This window comes from Haloactinopolyspora sp., assembly GCF_027324685.1.
Classification (GTDB): Bacteria; Actinomycetota; Actinomycetes; order Jiangellales; family Jiangellaceae; genus Haloactinopolyspora.
In genome coordinates this window covers 1-2978 of sequence record NZ_DAHVSH010000006.1, presented here as the reverse complement: position 1 = coordinate 2978, position 2978 = coordinate 1, and the positions used below count along the sequence as shown (strand labels likewise).

General features: G+C 64.5%; 2 protein-coding genes. Both read right to left on the bottom strand.

Features of this window, described 5'->3' with window-relative positions:
• Window positions 1–36: 36 nt before the first annotated feature.
• A complete protein-coding gene (locus tag M6444_RS00995) occupies window positions 37–303 on the bottom strand; it encodes a hypothetical protein (protein ID WP_298322006.1) in 267 nt (88 codons plus the stop codon).
• On the bottom strand, window positions 303–2978 hold a 2676-nt coding region (locus tag M6444_RS00990), incomplete at its 5' end, for a Hint domain-containing protein (RefSeq protein WP_298322004.1). The genes M6444_RS00990 and M6444_RS00995, both read right to left, overlap by 1 nt.

The window sequence follows — 2978 nt, the reverse complement described above, 5'->3', positions numbered from 1 at the left end:
GAGGTCACCATTTCCCACAGCGTGTACATGATCGGCTCACGGATGGAAGAAGCGGTTGACTGCGGCCAGCTTTTTCGCGGCCTGAAACATGGTGTCGTTCGGTGAGCACCCGAAGTCCTTCAGCCCGGCGCCCGTCGTGTGGTCAAGCAGATGTGGGAGCGGCGTCCACTCGGGCGCAGGCTCGGCACCCGAGTCGAGCACGCACACATAGCCGCCACTCGGCAGGCTCATCCAGTGGTAGTGGCCGCGCGGGTGGTATTTGGCGAGGTCCGGCGGCTTCGTGAAGGTGTGGTAGGTTTTCATCAGCAGTACACCTTGTTGTGCGAGAGAACGCCGTCCACGTAGTAGACGTGCGGCTCCTCCACCTCGATGCCGACCTTGATGTCCCGGTCGGTGCACAGCTCGAGGCGCGCCACGCTGAGGTAGCAGTTGCGCGCCTCCACGATGGTCTGGAGCTTCAGGTCTCGGGCGTGGATCTGGACGCCGGACGGGTCCATGAAGCGGTGATCGGGCGCGACCTCAAGGATGCGGCCGTCGTTGAACTCGACGCGATACCACTCCGCCCACGGCTCGAAGAGCAGCTGCGTGATTCGGATCGGCCCGTCCGGTGACGAAAGGACATCGCCCGTCGTCAGCTCCTGCGCCTGGCGCATCACGCCGCTCGCCAGTTCAATGAGCTGCGGCCCGCGCAGGCAGCACCCGGACGAGCCGCCGCCGCCGCCGGTGCCACCGCTCGCGGCAGTCCCCACCGGCACCCATCCGAGGTTGAGGCGCGCCTGCAGCTGCGCCTGCCACGCGACGCCGGGGTCTTCGCTCGGATACAGGATTGCCGGCGAACCGACCGCACCGGACTGACCAGTGACGAACGAGATCGCCTGCGCCACTTCGTCCCAGTAGGCAGCCGCGTAATACTTGGTGGAGGCAGCGAGGCCCGTCACGGTGACACTGCCGCTCGTTACGGCGGTCTGAGAGCCGTCCATCCGGTTGAGGTTTCCAGCAGTCCAGCTGATCGTGATGCTGTTGTCGGTCGAGGTGTACGACAGCGTGATCGTGCTGGAGCCCGTGACGATGGAGCCGAGCGGCGAGACCGCGCCGTTGATCGTGGCGATGCGGCGGTAGGTCAGGCCGTCGAAGTGGGTGTAAGGGAAGCGCGCGAATAGGGTGCCGTCCGACACCTCGTTGTCGAGGCCGCGCACTTTGTAGACATTTATGGCGGTAGCGAGTACCTCATTGGAACCGCTCGCGAACTGCGCAACATATGGAATGAAGTAGGCGCAGTTGGCGGGGATGGTGATCTGAGCCCGCACGTACGTCCACGTGTCGGTAGCCGCGAAGGCCGGGCTGAATGGCGCACTCAGCTCCGAGCCACTGCCGTCAAAGCACAGCAACCCCAGAGTCGCGGCGTTGGCGGCGCTTTGCCATAGCCAGCCGACTACCAGATACACGTCCCCAGGAGTGCACGCATAACTCCGCTGGGTGTGCATATTGGAGTGCTGGGGGGCGGTGAAGGCGGCGTACTGCGCATTCGTAAACGGGCCATTTCCGGTTTGGACCTCTGCTCCGCTGAGGGGCACCCAGCCAGCGAACCCATTCAGGAAGTCGCCGTTCTCCACGAGCCCTTCCGCGCCAACGTGCAGGGTTGGAATAGCAAAGCTCGTCCCAGCCGGCACCCCATCCGCATTGTTCGCCGTGGCGAGGGCGCCCTTGTTGAGATGCCCTGACTGGCTGAAGTCGATCAGGGCGCGGTTGTTGCCGTCCACGTACGAGACGGCGTTGCCGCCGGCGATGTTCGTAACAGCGTATCGGCCGCCCCCGTCTGACAGGTACTGAAGAGATTTGTAAAGGTGCCCGCTCTGGCTGAAGTCGATCAGAGCGCGGTTGTTTCCGTCCACGTACGAGACGGCGTTGCCTCCTCCGATGTTCGTGACCGCGTATCGGCCTGCGCCGTCGGGGATATTCGTGAGTGTCTTGTTGGTGTACGGGCGCGAGAAATCGACGCCGCTCGATACCACGACGTTCGTGCTGTCGATGGCCGCGTTCGCCCGCCCCGCGCCTTGCGATATGGTCGCCGCGGCCACCCCGTTGACGTTACTCGTATCGTTCGAGGTATGGGTCGCCGTCACGTCCGCGCCAGCCTCGGCGGGCATCAGATTGGCGATGGGGCTGATCGAGGAGGATGCCACCCCGTTGACGTTGCTGGTGTCGTTCGAGGTATGAGTCGCCGTCACGTCGGCCGACGCCTCTGCGGGCTGCAAACTCTGCACGGTCGCCCCGTCGGTGTAGACGATGGCGGACGCCGAGGTCGAGCCTGCAATCTGCCAGTTCGCATTGGTCGTGCTCGGGGCGCTGTTCGAGTTCTGTACGACGGCGACCCAGTAACTTCCCGAATACGTGACTTCTGCGCCCACCGCATAGGTAGCCGTCGAGGACCACGCGCCGACGAACTCCGAATAGCTCCCCACCGCCTGCCATGCGGAGACGCCAGTAGCGGGCTGCACGTTGGTCGAGTCGGCCAGCGCGACCCAGTAGGTCGGTCCGTAGACCACTTCATCGCCGGTGAGGTAGCTCGCAGCCGATGACCACGCGCCCCGGAAGTTGAACGCGACATTGCCCGCGGTGCGTGAACTTAAGATCTTCGAGTAGAAGCCGTCGGGATTGTTGTCGAGTAGCAGGGGCGCCGAGCCGTTCTGGAAGGACGGCAGCACACTCGGGCGCCCGTAGAACGGTGAGAGCATCAGGCCGTCGAGCCATACGGTCTGACCTGCGCCGCCGGTGAACGTGAACGATAGACCGAAGGCTGCGGAGGTGTCCCCGATCAGGTTCAGCGCATCGTACAGCCGATCCCAGCCGGCCGAGTCTAGCGTCGTCGTGAACGTCGCGGAGTACGCCGTGCCCGCGCTCGTGGTGACCGTGACTTCCCCCGCGACCGCAGCCGTTGCCCGCTGGAAGAAGCTCACCATCCACTGCCAGCCCGGCTG

Bases quoted from the DNA above. Each gene is read 5' to 3' on its own strand.
- M6444_RS00995 (WP_298322006.1), bottom strand. From the start codon at position 303: ATGAAAACCTACCACACCTTCACGAAGCCGCCGGACCTCGCCAAATAC.